Here is a 16,138-nt window from a genome sequence, read left to right as displayed (position 1 = left end):
CGAAATCGATTTTGTTAATAAATCGTTTTGAAAGCGTAAAATTATTTTTTCCTAGTAGTTGAGAATGTTTGAAATTTGCTTACTACTACAATAAATTATATACCATGAAAAAACATAACTACAGCGCAGGCCCTTGTATTTTAACACAAGAAGTTTTCGAAAAATCAGCGCAAGCTATTTTAAATTTTAATAATTCCGATTTATCTTTATTAGAAATATCGCACAGGAGTAAAGATTTTGTGGCAGTTATGGAAGAAGCTCGTGCTTTGGTTTTAGAACTTTTAGGATTAGAAAACAAAGGCTATCAAGCACTTTTTTTACATGGTGGTGCGAGTTTAGAATTTTTAATGGTTCCATACAATTTAATGAAAATGGATGGAAAAGCCGCTTATCTAGATACAGGAACTTGGGCAAATAATGCGATCAAAGAAGCCAAACATTTTGGGGAAACATTAATTGTGGGTTCCTCAAAGGAGGCCAATTATAATTTCATTCCGAAAGACATTGAAATTCCAACTGATGCGAATTATTTTCATTGTACAAGTAACAATACTATTTTCGGAACACAAATGAAATCGTTTCCAAAAACAAAGGTGCCTTTGGTTTGCGACATGAGTTCCGATATTTTTTCAAGAACTTTAGACTTTTCTCAATTCGATTTGATTTATGCTGGTGCTCAAAAAAATATGGGTCCAGCTGGCGCAACTTTAGTCGTTGTAAAAGAAGAAATCTTAGGAAAAACGGGGCGTTACATTCCAAGTATGCTAGATTATGAAAAACACATCAAAGCAGAAAGCATGTACAACACGCCACCCGTATTTCCTATTTATACTTCTTTACTAACTTTACAATGGTTGAAAAATTTAGGTGGAATTGCAGCTATTGAAAAAATTAACGAGCAAAAAGCTCAATTATTATATTCGGAAATTGACAGAAATCATTTATTTAAAGGCACTGCTGCAACTGAAGACAGAAGTATTATGAATGCAACTTTTGTATTAACTGACGAATCGTTAACTGAAAAATTTGACAGCATGTGGAAAGCTGCAGGAATTTCTGGTTTAACTGGTCATCGTTCTGTTGGTGGCTATCGCGCATCAATGTATAATGCACTTCCACTAGAAAGTGTGGAAGTATTGGTAAACGTGATGAAAGAATTAGAAAGTAGTGTTCAGTAATTAATATTTAGTGTTCGGAAAAAAAATTATAAAAAATCAAGTTTAAAACGCAATACCTTTTAAACTCTTAAACTAATAAACTCTTAAACTAATAGTATGAAAGTATTAGCAAACGACGGAATATCAAAAGTAGGAATCAAAACATTAGAAAAAGCAGGTTTTGAAGTAATTACTACAAAAGTAGCACAAGAACAAGTGGCCAATTATATCAATTTGCATGATATCAAAGTAGTTTTGGTAAGAAGTGCCACTAAAATTAAACAAGACATTATTGATGCTTGTCCAGGATTGAAAATTATTGGTCGTGGTGGCGTAGGAATGGACAATATTGATGTCGATTATGCCCGCTCAAAAGGAATTCATGTAATTAACACACCAGGTTCTTCCTCAGAAAGTGTGGCCGAATTGGTTTTCGCACATTTGTTTACTGGAATTCGTTTTTTACATGATTCCAATAGAAATATGCCTTTAGAAGGCGATACCAATTTTGATGGGTTGAAAAAAGCATATGCCAACGGATTAGAACTTCGTGGAAAAACATTAGGAATTGTTGGTTTTGGAAGAATTGGTCAAGCGGTAGCAAAAATGGCTCTAGGATTAGGTATGAAAGTGATTGCAGCCGATAAATATGTAAATGAAGCCGTAATTCGTGTAGATTTTTACAATGGTCAATTCATAAATGTAGAGATTATTACCGAACCTTTAGAAGATTTACTGAAGCATTCAGATTTTATTACACTCCATGTTCCTGCTCAAGAAGGCTACGTACTAGATAAAGCAGAATTTGAGGTGATGAAAAATGATGTAGGAATTGTAAACTGTGCTCGTGGTGGAGTAATTAATGAAGTAGCTTTAGTAGAAGCTTTAGATGCAGAAAAAGTATTATTTGCTGGTTTAGATGTTTTTGAAAATGAACCTACACCAGAAATTCAAATCTTAATGCATCCAAAAATTTCTTTAACTCCTCATATCGGTGCAGCTACTTTAGAAGCTCAAGACAGAATTGGGACAGAATTAGCTGAACAAATTATTAGTTTATTAAAAAATAAATAATTTTTAGTACCTTTATTAAAACTAAAAAACAAAAACTATGTTTGAACAATTAACAGAATTAGTAAAGCAATATGGTGGCGATGCGATTGTGAATAATCCAGCTGTACCTAACGAACAAAATGAAGCCGTAATGGAAGAAGCCAATGGCTCTATTCTTTCTGGTTTAAAAGATATGGCAGCAAGCGGAAACATCGGCGATTTAGCTGGAATGTTAACCGGAAAAACACCAATTGACATGAACAATCCAGTGGTAGCTGAATTAGCAGGAAAAGTTACTGGAAATTTAGGTGAAAAATTTGGATTATCTTCTGAAGCTGCTGCTAGTGTAGCTGGTGGATTAATTCCTCAAGTACTTGGTGGTTTAGTTAACAAAGCACAAGATCCAAATCAACCTGGATTTAATATTCAAGACATTATTGCTGGAATTTCAGGCGGTCAAGGTGGCGGATTAATGGATATGGTACAAAAATATGGCGGCCAATTCGGATTAGACCAAGATGGCGACGGTCAAGTAGGAATTAGCGATGCTGTTGCCGCTGTATCAGGTAAATCTGGAGGTTTAGGCGGATTATTAGGTAAACTTTTCGGAAAATAAAATTTATTTAAATTCAATATAATGAGTCCCGATTTATCGGGACTTTTTTTTATCTTTATACTTTCAATACGCGAGCCATGAAAAAAGTAGTATTCTTAGTTTGTATCGGTTCTTTTTTAATCATTTCTTGTAATTCTAATAAAAATTTTAGTTCTGAGAATATTGAGAAACTAACAAGTGATACCATCCATATTTCAAATCCAGATTTAGAATATGAAGTTGTAATTTTCGATGCTGGTTTTACTTCTTGGTTCAATTCCTTTGCGAGACCGAAAAATTTTTATACGCAATCTTTTTTGGAAGCTAGAAATAGAATTTGGATTATGGAATGGAACAATCGGTTTAGAAATCCATTAAGATATGGAAATATTTATGATATGCCTATAGAGTATGACAACACAATCAATTACGGTTACCATGTAAACTACATGATTTACAATTACTTAGTTTATTTTCAAATGACAAACAAACAACAATTAGGCGGATTTCAAGCTAGAATATAAATATGAATAAATTGAAACAACGCTGGAACATTACAAGTAATTTTCAGTTTTTTATTATTTTATTGGTTTTTGCCTTAACAGGTTCTACTTCAGCATACATTGCTAAACCCATCCTAACTTTTATTGGGATTACCAAAGAAAGTGTAAGCCTTTGGTTGTATTATCCGCTTTACATCATTATCATCTTACCCATTTATAAAGTTCTACTTTTATTAATTGGTTCACTTGCAGGTCAACATACTTTCTTTTGGAATTTTATTAAAAAAATGCTAGACAGAATCGGTTTAGGGTTTATTCATAGAATTTTTGAGGAGTAGTATGAAAAATAAAATAATTAAAATTCTTTGCATTATTTTCTTAGCTAGTGGTTTCTTCAATTGTAAAGATGATGTAAAAGTTAAAATTAATGTATCAACTACTCAAAAACATTTAAATTTAAATACATCCGATTCATCAAAAACAATAACTAACGATAGTATTGAATTGACATTATTAGTTAGAAAAGTTTATAAATGGCATGAAACAAAATTTCTTGAAGATTTTCCTTATAAATATCAAAATGACACCATTTTTACAGGAATAAATTGGGAAGAATATGATAAAAATATCAAACTTCATAAAAATACAGATTTATTTACGGATGAGTTTTTCAAAAGACATAAATATATAGCTTCAATTATTGACAAATCAATGAAAAGCGCCGATAGGGAATGGAGAAATAGTAACGATGGAATTTCTTTATGGCAATCAAATGCTGACGACTGGTGTGCTTGTCAGGATAGTCCTGATGATTATTGGAAAATCTTAACAATAGATAGTTTGAAAATTAATAACAACTTAGCTAGTTTTATTTGGACTTGGGATACAAAAGATGTTAAAGACAAACATGAATATTTAGTTACTGCTAAAAAATCAATAATGTATGGAAAATAAATAGTTTAGGATGGCAAAACCATAATTATTCTGTTGAAGAATTCGATAAAATTATGAATGATTAATAATTCAATTTGTTTTATTATTTTAACCTTTTTATTCCCGATTTTAGAACTTATTTCTTCTCAAAAAATCGTACTTTTGCAAAAATCTACTTAGTTGTATGCAACACACAGAAAATTCTATTGAAATTATTGGGGCTCGTACTCATAATTTAAAAAATATTGATGTTACTATTCCTCGTGAAAAACTAGTCGTAATTACTGGTTTGTCTGGTTCTGGAAAATCGTCATTAGCCTTTGATACCATTTATGCGGAAGGACAACGAAGATACATCGAAACCTTTTCTGCCTATGCGCGTCAGTTTTTAGGCGGATTAGAACGACCAGATGTAGATAAAATTGACGGATTGTCTCCAGTTATCGCCATTGAACAAAAAACCACAAATAAAAGTCCACGATCAACCGTTGGAACTATAACTGAAATTTACGATTTTCTACGATTGTTATTTGCACGTGGCGCTGATGCTTACAGTTACAATACAGGTGAGAAAATGATTTCCTATTCTGATGAGCAAATTAAAGAGTTGATTCACGAAGAATTTGATGGAAAAAGAATTAACATTTTAGCGCCTGTAATTCGCTCTAGAAAAGGACATTATAGAGAATTATTTGAACAAATTGCCAAGCAAGGTTTTTTAAAAGTTCGTGTAAACGGTACGATAAAAGATTTAGAATATGGCATGAAAGTAGATCGTTATAAAACACACGATATCGAAATTGTTATTGATAGAGTGGCCGTAAAAAAAGACGAAGACACCGATAAAAGATTAACCGAAAGTATCAAAGTAGCCATGCATCATGGAGACGACATAATGATGGTTATCGAACAAGACACACAAGAAGTTCGTTATTACAGCCGAAGTTTAATGTGTCCTACTTCCGGAATTTCATATCCCAATCCTGAACCTAATAATTTTTCTTTTAATTCACCAAAAGGCGCTTGTCCAAGCTGTAATGGTTTAGGAGTGGTGAACGAAATTAACTTACAAAAAATCATACCTAATCCTAAAGCCACCATAAAAGGCGGCGGATTTGCCCCGTTAGGTGAGTTTAAAAGTACTTGGATTTTTAAACAATTAGAACTAATTGGTGAAAAATTCGGATTTAAAATTACCGATCCAATTGAAACCATTCCAGCTGAAGCGATGGACATGATTTTATACGGTGGAAACGAAAAATTTTCAGTGGTTTCTAAAGTAATGGGAATTACCAAAGATTATAAAATTGATTTTGAAGGTATCTCTAATTTCATCAAAAATCAGTACGAAGAATCGGAATCAACAAGCATCAAGCGTTGGGCAAAAGAATTTATGGACGAAAACGAATGTTCGGAATGCAAAGGTTCTCGTTTACGTAAAGAAGTACTATATTTCAAAATCAACGAAAAAAGTATTGGCGATTTGGTTCACATGGATATCGTGGAATTAAAAAAATGGTTTGATGATTTACCGAAGCATTTATCTGAAAAACAAGTAGCTATTTCTCACGAAATTCTTAAGGAAATTACAGCTAGAATCAATTTCTTACTTGATGTGGGTTTAGATTATTTAAGTTTAAACCGAAGTTCGAAAACACTTTCTGGTGGTGAAGCACAACGCATTCGATTGGCCACTCAAATAGGTTCACAACTTGTGGGTGTTTTATATATTTTAGATGAACCAAGTATCGGATTGCATCAACGTGATAATGAAAGATTAATTAAATCGTTAGAAAGTTTACGTGATATTGGTAACTCGGTTTTAGTTGTGGAACACGATAAAGACATGATTATTCGTGCCGATCATGTAATTGATATTGGTCCGAAAGCTGGAAAATATGGCGGACAAATTATCAGTCAAGGTACACCTGCCGAATTATTAAAAGAAAATACCATTACGGCTCAATATTTGAACGGAAAAATGGAAATTGAAGTACCAAAAACGCGTAGAACAGGAAACGGAAAATTTTTAAAATTAACTGGAGCAACAGGAAATAACTTAAAAAATGTTTCTATTGAAATTCCGTTAGGACAACTAATATGTGTTTCTGGAGTTTCTGGAAGTGGAAAATCGACTTTAATTAATGAAACGCTCTACCCTATTTTAAACGCTCATTTTTATAATGCTGTTAAAAAACCTGCGCCTTATAAAAAAATTGAAGGTTTAGAACATTTAGATAAAGTTATCGATATTGACCAAAGTCCGATTGGAAGAACACCTCGAAGCAATCCTGCAACGTATACCGATGTATTTTCGGAAATTAGAAGTTTATTTACCTTAACATCTGAAGCACAAATACGTGGTTACAAGCCGGGGCGTTTTAGTTTCAATGTAAAAGGCGGAAGATGTGAAACTTGTGAAGGTTCAGGAGTAAGAACCATTGAAATGAGTTTCTTACCAGATGTATATGTAGAATGTGAAACTTGTCAGGGAAAACGCTTCAATAGAGAAACCTTAGAAATTCGTTTTAAAGGAAAATCGATTTCAGATGTATTGAACATGACGGTAGATGAAGCAGTAGATTTCTTTGAAAATATTCCAAAAATTTATCGAAAAGTAAAAACCATTCAAGATGTAGGTTTAGGTTACATCACACTTGGTCAACAAAGCACAACGCTTTCTGGTGGTGAAGCACAACGTATTAAATTAGCAGGAGAATTATCTAAAAAAGACACTGGAAACACGTTTTATATTTTAGATGAACCTACAACTGGCTTACATTTCGAAGACATTCGTATTTTAATGGATGTGATTAATAAATTGGTAGATAAAGGAAATACCGTTTTAATTATCGAACACAATTTAGATGTAATTAAGTTAGCAGATTACATAATTGACATAGGTTTAGAAGGCGGAAAAGGCGGCGGTGAAGTCTTATGCACAGGTACACCGGAAGAAGTAGCAAAAAATAAAAAAAGTTATACGGCTCAGTTTTTGAAAAAAGAATTATATTAGCATTCTAATTACTTCACACAACAACACTGCTAATTTTATATTTTAAATTAAATTAGAACAAATTATTATGTCAGCAGATCAATATCAAAATGATGATGAAAGAATCCAAGATAAGTTAAAACAAAAAACTTGGAACGAAGTTAGAGCAAACGATTCATGGGCTATTTTTAAAATTATGTCAGAATTCGTAAATGGATATGAAACGATGGGACGAATTGGACCTTGTGTATCTATTTTTGGTTCAGCAAGAACAAAACCAGAAGACAAATATTATTTATTAGCAGAAAAAATTGCTTATAAAATTTCTAAAGCTGGCTACGGTGTTATTACTGGTGGTGGACCAGGAATTATGGAAGCAGGTAATAAAGGGGCGCATCATGGTGGTGGAACTTCAGTAGGATTAAATATCGAACTACCTTTCGAACAACATTATAATCCGTATATCGACAGAGATAAAAACTTAAATTTCGATTACTTTTTTGTTAGAAAAGTAATGTTTGTGAAATACTCGCAAGGGTTTGTAGTTATGCCAGGTGGTTTCGGAACTTTAGATGAAATGTTCGAAGCAATTACGCTTATTCAAACAAAAAAAATTGCCAAATTTCCTATCATTTTAGTAGGTACAGAATTTTGGACTGGATTAATCGATTGGGTAAAAGAAGTAATTGTAGATAAATTTAAAAATGCATCTCCTGAAGATTTGAATTTATTCAAAATTGTAGATAACGAAGATGAAGTTGTAGAAGCTTTAGATAACTTTTATAAAAAATACGAATTGTCTCCTAATTTTTAAAAAACAAAAACCTCCACAAAATGGAGGTTTTTTTTATTTTAGAAATCCCGCTGCTTTAATTTCTTTATGTATTTGTAAAATATTTTCAGGAATTTCGGCATTAATTAGCCAATTTATATCTAAACTATTATAAATAGCCGTTTTCAAAAGCATTTTATTACTGGAAATGTTTGTACCTAATCTTTCCAAACCTTCTTTAAAATCTAATAAAAAATCTTTGTGAAGTGCAGAAATTAACAGTAAAATTTTAAAACTTCTACCAATAACGTAACTGTAAAATTTGTTAGATTTTTGTGGTCTATAATGAGATAAAGAAAAAGAATTTTGTTCGATTACTTCATTTAACATTAGTAAATTCAAACTAATTTCTCCAAATTTATCTTTAGTAATTTTTACATGATGTGAAATTTTACCGCTTACACTTCTCATTTCTGAAGCAATAAAATCTAGCGAATGATGCTTTTCTGAAAACCTTTTTATCATTTTCACAATTTCAATTTCCATATGTCTACGTTTGTCTTCTGCAGTATCTGTATCAACTAATTCGAAAAATAATTTTTCAGCTAAATCCATATCTCTTTTGAGTAATCTTAATAGGAGTCTGTCTTTTTCTTTTTCAGGTAATTCTTGAAGCGCTTTTTTAAACTCTATATCTTTAAACATATCTAATTGATTGATTCGTAAATTTAGGTATTGAAAATTAATTCTAAACATAAAATCAAAAAAATCCCACTTTAGAATTAACTAAAATGGGATTTCTAACTAAATAAAAACTATGGGGATTACATTTTTGGAGTAACTACTGTATCAATTACGTGAATTACACCATTAGATTGGTTTACATCAGCAATTGTTACTTTTGCAGAACCACCATTTTCGTCAGTTAAATATACATCGCTTCCTTTCAATGTAGCAGTTAATTTTCCACCACTTACAGTAGTTAATTCTGCTTTACCATTTCCTTTTTTAATAGCTGCAACAATATCTTTTGCATTCATTTTTCCAGCTACAACATGGTACGTTAAAATGGTTTGTAATAATTTTTTGTTCTCTGGTTTTACTAAAGTTTCAACAGTGCCTGCTGGTAATTTTTCAAAAGCTGAATTTGTTGGGGCAAAAACGGTGAATGGACCAGCAGACATTAAAGTTTCAACTAATTCTGCTGCTTTTACTGCTGCTACTAAAGTAGTATGGTCTTTAGAATTTACTGCATTTTCTACAATATTTTTTGAAGGATACATTGGTGCACCACCAACCATTACAGTTTTTTCTTTTTGGGCTAAAGCATTTCCTCCTGTTAATAATGCAAATGTTAATGCAACTGCTGATAAAATTTTGTTCGTTTTCATGTTTATGATTTTAAAGTTATAAATGCATTTACGAGAAAACGATTCGTTTGGTTTTAATAAATCAAAATAAATTATTAATAATTTAAAAAATGATAAGTAAAGCTGACAATAATTAAGAAAATAATATTTTTAAATTTAGTTGTAAAGTATTCTACTTCTATGAGATTTTAAGAAAATATCAATAAAAGTTTTTACAATTAAATTCAAATTGTTGGTTGTACTTAATTGAAAGGGATTTATCTCTTTATTCTGAATTAAGAAATTTTTATCTACAACACTATATCCCATTTTCCATTCTTCGAAACTTCTTTTTTCTATGCACTCATTAGCAACGACAATAATATTTTTATGTCTTCTATCAGTTGAAATTATAGAAAAAATTGCATCTATAACTTCATTTTCTCCTTCTAAAACCTGAAGAAAATTTCCATCACAATACAATAACAAACCAGTAATATTGTTTTTTTTGTTATTCTCTCTTGAAGTTTTCAACAATAAATTAATTTCTTGATCTGAAAGCAATTCAGTCGCAGAACTTAAATAAATAATGTGTTTCATATTTTGCTACAGTACTTAAACAAAAATAGCAATTTAATAATAGTTTCCAAATCATATAAAAAAAATCCCAACCATTGCTGATTGGGATTTAATAGGATTTAGAATTTGAAAAATTAGTTTCCTCCTTTTTCCATTCTTGCTTTTAATTCCATTAATGCGTCGATATCACCTAAAGTAGATTTTTCAGCATTGTTAGAAGATGAAGCTACATTATTATTGCTAGATTCGTTAGAAGCTGATTTGAAGTTTTTCTCTTCTTCTTCTCTGAATGTAGCTGTATGTGAAGCAACGATTCTTTTGAATTCTTTGTTAAATTCGATAACTTTAAATTCAATTGAATCCCCTTTTTTCAATTTTTTACCGTCTTCTTTTTCTAAATGACGTGTTGGAACGAATCCTTGAACGTCTTCAGAAAATTCTACTGTAGCACCTTTGTCAACAATTTCAGAAACAGTACCAGTGTGAACTGTACCTACTGCATAAGCAGCTTCATGCTTGTCCCAAGGATTGTCTAAAGTTTGTTTATGACCTAAAGATAATTTACGTGCATCAACATCTAATTCTAATACAACAACCTCTAATTTATCACCAACGTTAACAAATTCAGATGGATGTTTGATTTTTTTAGTCCAAGATAAATCAGAAATATAAACTAAACCATCGATTCCTTCTTGTAATTCAACAAAAATTCCGAAGTTAGTAAAGTTTCTAACGATACCTGTATGTTTAGAACCTACTGGGAATTTCTCAGTAATTCCAGTCCATGGATCTTGTGTCATTTGTTTGATACCTAATGACATTTTTCTATCATCTCTATCTAAAGTTAAGATTACTGCTTCAACAGTATCTCCTACTTTTACGAAATCTTGAGCAGAACGTAAATGTGTAGACCATGACATTTCAGAAACGTGAATTAATCCTTCAACTCCTTCAGCTACTTCAATGAAAGCACCGTAATCAGCTAAAACAACTACTTTACCTTTTACTTTATCACCAACATTTAATTCAGCAGATAAAGCATCCCATGGATGAGCGTTTAATTGTTTTAAACCTAATTGAATTCTTGTTTTCTCGTCATCGAAATCTAAGATTACAACATTTAATTTTTGGTCTAATTCTAATACTTCACTTGGGTGATTGATACGAGACCAAGATAAGTCAGTAATATGGATTAATCCATCTACACCACCTAAGTCAATGAACACTCCGTAAGAAGTAATGTTTTTAACCACACCTTCTAATACTTGTCCTTTTTCTAATTGACCGATGATTTCTTTTTTCTGTACTTCGATATCAGCTTCGATAAGTGCTTTATGAGAAACAACTACGTTTTTAAATTCGTGATTAATTTTCACAACTTTAAATTCCATAGTTTTGTTTACGTATTGATCGTAATCACGGATTGGTTTCACATCGATTTGAGAACCTGGTAAGAAAGCTTCAATACCAAATACGTCAACAATCATTCCACCTTTAGTTCTACATTTCACAAAACCGTTAACAATTTCTCCAGTTTCGTTAGCAGAAATAACTCTATCCCATGCTTTGATTGTTCTTGCTTTTTTGTGAGATAATACTAATTGACCTGTTTTATCCTCACGGATGTCGATTAATACTTCTACTTTGTCACCTACTTTTAAAGAAGGATTGTAACGGAATTCATTTAAAGAAATAACACCTTCAGATTTAGCGTTGATATCAACAATAACATCTCTGTCAGTGATTCTAACTACTACTCCTTCTACTACTTCTTCGTCAGAAGTTGAGATGAAAGTTTTTGTTACTAAATTTTCAAATTCTTGTAAGTTGTCTGCGTCAATTGGATCAATTCCTTCAGCATAGTTATGCCAGTTGAAATCTGCTAAAAATGACTCTTGTTCTTTGTTTAATTCAGACATGCTTTTATTATTTTGTATGTTGTGTTTGTTCGAGTTTATTTCATGCAGATTAAAACAACAACAGTGTTTTACGTAAATAGTTGAATACCAATTGAAAACTCTACTCCGCCAAAAGGTGTGCAAAGATACTATTTTTTTGGTAAATACAAATGTTTTGCAAAAAAAAGAACCAAGGAAAAAGTAAAAAGAAAAAAGTATTTAAATCAGTAAAGCATTTTAGCAAGAAGTGTTTAAAAATAAAAAGCTCTGTTTTTACTTTTTTTTACACTTTTTCCTTGGCTCTTTTTCCTTGACTCTTTTTACTTGGCTCTTTTTACTTGGCTCTTTTTACTTAACTCTTTTCACTTGGCTCATTTTACTTGGCTCTTTTTACTTTTCACTTGGCTCTTGCAAAACCTCATTCACCAACTCCATCACTAACTCAAATTGTTCTTTTTTGGATAAATGAGAATTGTCTATTTCAATCGCATCTTCAGCTTTTACTAAAGGAGAATCTTCTCTATGTGTGTCGATATAATCTCGTTCTTGAACGTTTTGTAATACTTCCTCAAAAGTGACGTGCTGACCTTTTTCAACTAATTCGTCAAATCGGCGTTGCGCTTTTGTTTCTGTACTTGCCGTCATAAATAATTTCAAATCGGCATCTGGAAAAACTACGGTTCCGATATCTCTACCATCCATCACAATACCTTTGTTTTTTCCCATTTCTTGTTGTTGTTCCACTAATTTTGCTCGAACTTCAGAAATTGCTGCAATTTTACTCACTAAACGTGAAACTTCAATAGTTCGAATATTGAGTTCTACATTTTCATTATTTAAATACATTTCTGCAAATCCTAACGCTTCATTAACTCGAAATTGCAAGGTAACGAAAGGTAAATTTTCAATTAATTTAGCAGTATCCAAATGCGTCTCTGAAATGAAATTATTTTTCATAGCATAATACGTTATGGCTCTATACATGGCTCCAGAATCTACAAAAACATAACCTAAATGTTTGGCGATTTGCTTGGCTAATGTACTTTTTCCTGTTGACGAAAATCCATCTATTGCAATCGTAATTTTTTTCATATATGTAACATTTGATTCCGCTAGAATCTCACTTGATTTAATTATTTTGTTTATGAATGTTTGATTCCGCTAGAATCAGTTCACTTTTCACTTGGCTCTTTTCACTTGGCTCTTTTAACTTGGCTCTTTTAACTTGGCTCTTTTCACATGACTCTTTTCACATGACTCTTTTCACTTGACTCTTTTCACTTGACTCTTTTAACTTGGCTCTTTTCACTTGACTCTTTTAACTTGGCTCTTTTCACTTGGCTCTTTTAACTTGGCTCTTTTAACTTGGCCCTTTTAACTTGGCTCTTTTCACTTGACTCTTTTAACTTGGCTCTTTTCACTTGACTCTTTTAACTTGACTCTTTTAACTTTTTCTAATCCAAATTAATCATTAATCCGAAAATACTTGAATTGGCTGCAACAGTATAACGAGAATGCGAAAAATCGAATCGTACTTTATTAAATCTCAAACTAAAACCCGCTGAAATTCCTGAGAAATTTCGCTGATCGATAATATTTAATTCTTGTCCACGTCGAAAATTATAACCCAAACGAATATTAAACGCTTTTTCTGGAAACAACTCTGCTCCCATAATTACATGTCGCAAAGCATTATTAAAAAAGGATACTTTTTCTTCTTCAGTGGAACCATCTAAACTTCCTTGTGCTCGGTTTGGATTTGAAAAAGCAATATTCCATTGTTGTAAATTTTCAAAAGTTAAATGCCAACGAATAGGAACATTTTCTACCAATTGCGAAATACCAGCAGTTATTTCAAATGGGAGTTTTTCTCGTGTAGTTTCATAAGGAGTAATTTGATAACCAATATTTCTAAACGACAAGCCGTAATTGATATCATTTCTATCATCAACATACAAAAAACCAATATCGGTAGCAACTCCAAATGAATTATAAGTTTCTAGAACTGAAGTTATGAATTTCACATTGGCGCCGGCATAAAAATTAGTCCATGGAATATTATAGGAATATCCGAAAGATAAGGCTCCTTCAGAACCTGTAAAACTATTAGTTGCATTTCCAAACTCATCATAACCATCAAAATTTCCATAGTTCACATAGTTTGCACCCACATGAAACGTTTGAACATGTCTGTCGTAAGTATAGGCATAAGCAGCAGTTCCGTAGGTTACTTCACCAAAATAGTTACTATAATTAGTAGCCAATTGATTGTGCATTTTTGCATTAATTGTGGCGGGATTAAAAAAAGCCTGATTCACATCGTAATCGACAATAGTAACGGTTTTTCCTCCCAAAGCTGCTTGTCGTGGAGATTGCACTAAATTTAAAAACTGATATACTGATTGGCCTCCTACTTGCGCATAAATAGGCGTAACAAAGACCATAAAAAAAAGCAATAGTTTTCTTAACATTTTTTTCTGTTATTCTATAATAACGCAGTTGCGAAGATAAAATTATATATTAGAATGAGAAAATTTAGTTTAATTTGTTTTTTACAGAAAATAAAAAAGGCATTTCAAGTTGAATTAAAATGCCTTATATTTTTATTTGGATGGAATAAACTTTATGGATACGGAATTCGTACAATAACGTTGCCCAGTTGTTTCTTTCGGTCCATCATCGAAAACATGTCCTAAATGTCCGTCACATTTTGCACACATTACTTCGGTTCTAATCATGCCAAATGAGGTATCTTTATGATAAGTAGTCGAACCTTTGATTGCTTGATCAAAAGAGGGCCAACCACAATGAGAATCAAATTTTGTATCTGATGTAAACAATGGATTTTCACAAGCAGCACATACATACATTCCTTTTTCAAAATGTTTGTCATATTCTCCAGTGTAAGGTCGTTCTGTACCTTTTTCTCTTAAAACAGCATATTCTTCTGGAGTAAGCAGTGCTTTCCATTCGGCATCTGTTTTTACAATTTTTAAACTCATAGTGTCTTTTTTAGTTTCTGTTTTTTTAGTGGTTTTCAGAGTCGTTTCTTTTATTTTGTCTGAATTTTGACTCGTACAAGAAACAAAACTAAAAGCTGCTAAAATGATAAAAATATTTTTCATATCTGATTGTTTATATAAAATTACGAAAAAGTTTTACTAATGGTTTTAAAACATCAAATTTTAAGTATTTTATAACTATTGTTACAACAAACAGTATTTATAGAGCTTGTTTGGGAAACTGTGAGACTTTAAAAAATCAAAAAAAACAGATATTTCATTCTGGTTTAAATATAATGATCAAAAGAAAATTTACTTAATATACAAGGTTTTAATTCTTTCAATTGGTCCACCACATTTCACTTCATGACAACTAATACAAGCATCTACCATAGAATTGAAACTTTGTTTGGTATTTTCTGAAGCATAAATTTCGGTTTGTGCTTTGATAAAAACTTTAGCTTTCTCATTAAAAAAGTCGTCTCTTTCTTTCCCCTTTGTCATGGAAGCTTTTGTAATTTTCGAAAAATAATCTGGCAAACTTCCTAACGAATCGTTTTTTATAATCTTATCACGAAGTTGTGCATTATGTACATACATTTGTTCCATCAATGTAGCCATTTCAGAAGCTTCGTACATTTGAAATTCTTCTTGAGGTTTTTCAGAACTTTCTTTTTTCTCTTCTGATTTATTCGAAGTACAACTCATTAATAAAAAAGAAAAAACAACAATTAAATATCTCATTATTTAGAAATTAAAACGCCATTTGCTAAAAATTTATACTCTGTTTTTGGCTCAGTAATCTTTGCTATTTCTTCTGCAGATTTCCCTTCATCTTCGGCATAATGTTTTAATTCAGCTACAGAAGTTTCTTCTACAAAAGCCTTTCCTTCAACTACAGCTTCTCTTTTTTGGGCATTCATTGGTACAAAAAAAGCATAATCTTTAAATTTCACAAAGGCATTTTTTTCATCACCTAAATCTAAAGTCATCCAACAACCTTTATTCTGACAAATCTCATTAATTTTTGTACTTAATTTAACAGTAAGCGTATCACCGCTTTTCAAACTTTTATATTTTGCTAACATTTCTTCTTTAGAAATGGCGTTTTTTTCCGAAATTTTATCTCCAAAAGAAGCATAAACTATTTCTGAAGAAGATTTTTTCACCACATCCTCTTTCTTGTTACAAGAAATTAATACTACTGATAATGTAGCGATTGCGATTATTTTTTTCATAGTAATAGAATTTAATTGCATTTTAAAAAACAAATTTAATTATTTATGATAAACTTTGTTAATA

At 31.5% G+C, this 16,138-nt stretch carries 17 protein-coding genes; 8 read left to right on the top strand and 9 right to left on the bottom strand.

Translation table 11 applies throughout. The annotated features are described in order from the left end of the window. Positions 1-104 precede the first annotated feature (104 nt). The 8 genes from serC to G4D72_RS05705 all read left to right on the top strand — a co-directional run bounded on the left by serC (position 105) and on the right by G4D72_RS05705 (position 8,050). Positions 105-1,178 (top strand): 3-phosphoserine/phosphohydroxythreonine transaminase, encoded by a 1,074-nt coding sequence (serC, locus tag G4D72_RS05740; protein WP_166076668.1) that lies wholly within the window; start codon positions 105-107, stop codon positions 1,176-1,178. Between the two features lie 96 nt (positions 1,179-1,274). Beyond that, positions 1,275-2,231 carry a D-2-hydroxyacid dehydrogenase gene (locus tag G4D72_RS05735; protein WP_166076667.1) on the top strand — a complete coding sequence of 319 codons (957 nt, stop codon included), beginning with the start codon at positions 1,275-1,277 and terminating at the stop codon, positions 2,229-2,231. Positions 2,232-2,268: 37 nt separating this feature from the next. After that, complete coding sequence (locus tag G4D72_RS05730; RefSeq protein ID WP_166076666.1) at positions 2,269-2,826, top strand: hypothetical protein; 558 nt, start codon at positions 2,269-2,271, stop codon at positions 2,824-2,826. A 77-nt stretch (positions 2,827-2,903) separates the two neighbouring features. After that, the gene (locus G4D72_RS05725) at positions 2,904-3,329 is read left to right on the top strand and encodes a DUF6146 family protein (RefSeq protein WP_207784866.1); all 426 of its coding nucleotides are present in this window, start codon (positions 2,904-2,906) and stop codon (positions 3,327-3,329) included. Positions 3,330-3,331: 2 nt separating this feature from the next. Further along, a complete protein-coding gene (locus G4D72_RS05720) occupies positions 3,332-3,646 on the top strand; it encodes a DUF6787 family protein (protein WP_166076665.1) in 315 nt (104 codons plus the stop codon). Between the two features lies 1 nt (position 3,647). Continuing rightward, positions 3,648-4,262: a hypothetical protein gene (locus G4D72_RS05715; RefSeq protein WP_166076664.1), complete on the top strand. Its 615-nt coding sequence runs from the start codon at positions 3,648-3,650 to the stop codon at positions 4,260-4,262. 163 nt (positions 4,263-4,425) lie between these two features. Then, the gene (uvrA, locus tag G4D72_RS05710; RefSeq protein ID WP_166076663.1) at positions 4,426-7,257 is read left to right on the top strand and encodes an excinuclease ABC subunit UvrA; all 2,832 of its coding nucleotides are present in this window, start codon (positions 4,426-4,428) and stop codon (positions 7,255-7,257) included. 67 nt (positions 7,258-7,324) lie between these two features. Next, positions 7,325-8,050 carry an LOG family protein gene (locus G4D72_RS05705; RefSeq protein ID WP_166076662.1) on the top strand — a complete coding sequence of 242 codons (726 nt, stop codon included), beginning with the start codon at positions 7,325-7,327 and terminating at the stop codon, positions 8,048-8,050. A 33-nt stretch (positions 8,051-8,083) separates the two neighbouring features. On the opposite strand, the gene G4D72_RS05700 is transcribed toward G4D72_RS05705, so the two are convergent. The 9 genes from G4D72_RS05700 to G4D72_RS05660 form a co-directional block, all read right to left on the bottom strand. Continuing rightward, entirely contained in the window at positions 8,084-8,713 is a 630-nt protein-coding gene (locus G4D72_RS05700) for a hypothetical protein (RefSeq protein ID WP_166076661.1), read from the bottom strand. A 119-nt stretch (positions 8,714-8,832) separates the two neighbouring features. Then, positions 8,833-9,399 carry a fasciclin domain-containing protein gene (locus tag G4D72_RS05695; RefSeq protein WP_166076660.1) on the bottom strand — a complete coding sequence of 189 codons (567 nt, stop codon included), beginning with the start codon at positions 9,397-9,399 and terminating at the stop codon, positions 8,833-8,835. A 135-nt stretch (positions 9,400-9,534) separates the two neighbouring features. Continuing rightward, on the bottom strand, positions 9,535-9,957 hold the full coding sequence (locus tag G4D72_RS05690; RefSeq protein ID WP_166076659.1) for a BLUF domain-containing protein: 423 nt from the start codon (positions 9,955-9,957) through the stop codon (positions 9,535-9,537). 113 nt (positions 9,958-10,070) lie between these two features. Then, positions 10,071-11,855, bottom strand: coding sequence for a 30S ribosomal protein S1 (gene rpsA / locus G4D72_RS05685; RefSeq protein ID WP_166076658.1), 1,785 nt, complete (start codon positions 11,853-11,855; stop codon positions 10,071-10,073). A gap of 369 nt (positions 11,856-12,224) precedes the next feature. After that, positions 12,225-12,926, bottom strand: a complete 702-nt coding sequence (gene cmk / locus G4D72_RS05680) for a (d)CMP kinase (RefSeq protein ID WP_166076657.1) — start codon at positions 12,924-12,926, stop codon at positions 12,225-12,227. Positions 12,927-13,288: 362 nt separating this feature from the next. Next, on the bottom strand, positions 13,289-14,305 hold the full coding sequence (porQ, locus tag G4D72_RS05675; RefSeq protein WP_166076656.1) for a type IX secretion system protein PorQ: 1,017 nt from the start codon (positions 14,303-14,305) through the stop codon (positions 13,289-13,291). Between the two features lie 132 nt (positions 14,306-14,437). Then, entirely contained in the window at positions 14,438-14,959 is a 522-nt protein-coding gene (gene msrB, locus G4D72_RS05670) for a peptide-methionine (R)-S-oxide reductase MsrB (protein ID WP_166076655.1), read from the bottom strand. 189 nt (positions 14,960-15,148) lie between these two features. Then, a complete protein-coding gene (locus G4D72_RS05665) occupies positions 15,149-15,580 on the bottom strand; it encodes a hypothetical protein (protein ID WP_166076653.1) in 432 nt (143 codons plus the stop codon). Beyond that, positions 15,580-16,074, bottom strand: coding sequence for a DUF4920 domain-containing protein (locus G4D72_RS05660; RefSeq protein WP_166076652.1), 495 nt, complete (start codon positions 16,072-16,074; stop codon positions 15,580-15,582). The genes G4D72_RS05665 and G4D72_RS05660 overlap by 1 nt, the downstream gene beginning before the upstream one ends. Positions 16,075-16,138 lie beyond the last annotated feature (64 nt).

This window comes from Flavobacterium difficile (assembly GCF_011392115.1).
Taxonomy (GTDB): Bacteria; Bacteroidota; Bacteroidia; order Flavobacteriales; family Flavobacteriaceae; genus Flavobacterium; species Flavobacterium difficile.
Note: the sequence above shows the minus strand (reverse complement) of the source record. Positions and strands in the feature narration are given on the sequence as shown.

Bases quoted from the DNA above. Each gene is read 5' to 3' on its own strand.
- G4D72_RS05665 (WP_166076653.1), bottom strand. From the start codon at position 15,580: ATGAGATATTTAATTGTTGTTTTTTCTTTTTTATTAATGAGTTGTACT.
- msrB (WP_166076655.1), bottom strand. From the start codon at position 14,959: ATGAAAAATATTTTTATCATTTTAGCAGCTTTTAGTTTTGTTTCTTGT.
- uvrA (WP_166076663.1), top strand. From the start codon at position 4,426: ATGCAACACACAGAAAATTCTATTGAAATTATTGGGGCTCGTACTCAT.
- serC (WP_166076668.1), top strand. From the start codon at position 105: ATGAAAAAACATAACTACAGCGCAGGCCCTTGTATTTTAACACAAGAA.
- G4D72_RS05725 (WP_207784866.1), top strand. From the start codon at position 2,904: ATGAAAAAAGTAGTATTCTTAGTTTGTATCGGTTCTTTTTTAATCATT.
- G4D72_RS05695 (WP_166076660.1), bottom strand. From the start codon at position 9,399: ATGAAAACGAACAAAATTTTATCAGCAGTTGCATTAACATTTGCATTA.
- G4D72_RS05705 (WP_166076662.1), top strand. From the start codon at position 7,325: ATGTCAGCAGATCAATATCAAAATGATGATGAAAGAATCCAAGATAAG.
- porQ (WP_166076656.1), bottom strand. From the start codon at position 14,305: ATGTTAAGAAAACTATTGCTTTTTTTTATGGTCTTTGTTACGCCTATT.
- cmk (WP_166076657.1), bottom strand. From the start codon at position 12,926: ATGAAAAAAATTACGATTGCAATAGATGGATTTTCGTCAACAGGAAAA.
- G4D72_RS05700 (WP_166076661.1), bottom strand. From the start codon at position 8,713: ATGTTTAAAGATATAGAGTTTAAAAAAGCGCTTCAAGAATTACCTGAA.
- G4D72_RS05730 (WP_166076666.1), top strand. From the start codon at position 2,269: ATGTTTGAACAATTAACAGAATTAGTAAAGCAATATGGTGGCGATGCG.
- G4D72_RS05660 (WP_166076652.1), bottom strand. From the start codon at position 16,074: ATGAAAAAAATAATCGCAATCGCTACATTATCAGTAGTATTAATTTCT.
- G4D72_RS05720 (WP_166076665.1), top strand. From the start codon at position 3,332: ATGAATAAATTGAAACAACGCTGGAACATTACAAGTAATTTTCAGTTT.
- G4D72_RS05715 (WP_166076664.1), top strand. From the start codon at position 3,648: ATGAAAAATAAAATAATTAAAATTCTTTGCATTATTTTCTTAGCTAGT.
- G4D72_RS05735 (WP_166076667.1), top strand. From the start codon at position 1,275: ATGAAAGTATTAGCAAACGACGGAATATCAAAAGTAGGAATCAAAACA.
- G4D72_RS05690 (WP_166076659.1), bottom strand. From the start codon at position 9,957: ATGAAACACATTATTTATTTAAGTTCTGCGACTGAATTGCTTTCAGAT.
- rpsA (WP_166076658.1), bottom strand. From the start codon at position 11,855: ATGTCTGAATTAAACAAAGAACAAGAGTCATTTTTAGCAGATTTCAAC.